This window comes from Paraburkholderia caffeinilytica (assembly GCF_046030355.1).
In the GTDB taxonomy this organism is placed as follows: domain Bacteria; phylum Pseudomonadota; class Gammaproteobacteria; order Burkholderiales; family Burkholderiaceae; genus Paraburkholderia; species Paraburkholderia caffeinilytica_B.
On the sequence record NZ_JAQQCQ010000064.1, the window covers coordinates 1 to 628 of the forward strand.

General features: G+C 52.7%; 1 protein-coding gene. It reads right to left on the bottom strand.

Annotated elements, in window-relative coordinates; genetic code table 11:
- Positions 1-598 (bottom strand): SRPBCC family protein (locus tag PQQ95_RS36535; RefSeq protein WP_408447260.1); only part of this gene is annotated, 598 nt, incomplete at its 3' end.
- Between the last annotated feature and the right edge of the window lie 30 nt (positions 599-628).

Here is a 628-nt window from a genome sequence, read left to right on the forward strand (position 1 = left end):
GCGGTTGACTGGACACTAGTTCGGCTCGCTTTTTCAACGCGTCATTCATCGCATGCATGCTATTAACCGTGTCCCTTAGGACGCTCCGAGTCAGGGTGCCAGCAAGAATGCCGGTGAAGGTTTCACCCTGGATAAAGCGGGTTTTGTTGCCCGCGGTCTCGAGAATGAAGCGGTGCTCGCCATCAAAAATACCGGGAAACCATACGTACCCTTTCCATCGCAATTCTCGAACAGCTTGTACCGTCAGTACCCTGGGATGAAACACCATTGTGTCCGGCCCCGTTCCTTCAACAAACTCGATCACGTTGCCCTCGCGAAGCTGTCCGCGTAGTCGTGAAATCTCGGGATTCCACAACGGGTAATCGTCGGTCGCTGTGAGGACCGTCCACACTGTCTGAGGCGAACTGTCAATCAAGGTCTCTGTCTCAATCGACCCATTGTGGTGCAGCGCTAATATTGCCAGGACGCCTAGGAAAACCACTCCGGCAAAACCGTATATAACGCGCTTTGCTAGGTTCAAGATGAATTCCTTGCGGTCGAAGAAATCGCATAATAACCGCTCGGGCGTGCTCACCACTTCAATCCATAATGGCTTCAAGATTGTTGCGAATTCACGCGGCTCCGTCGA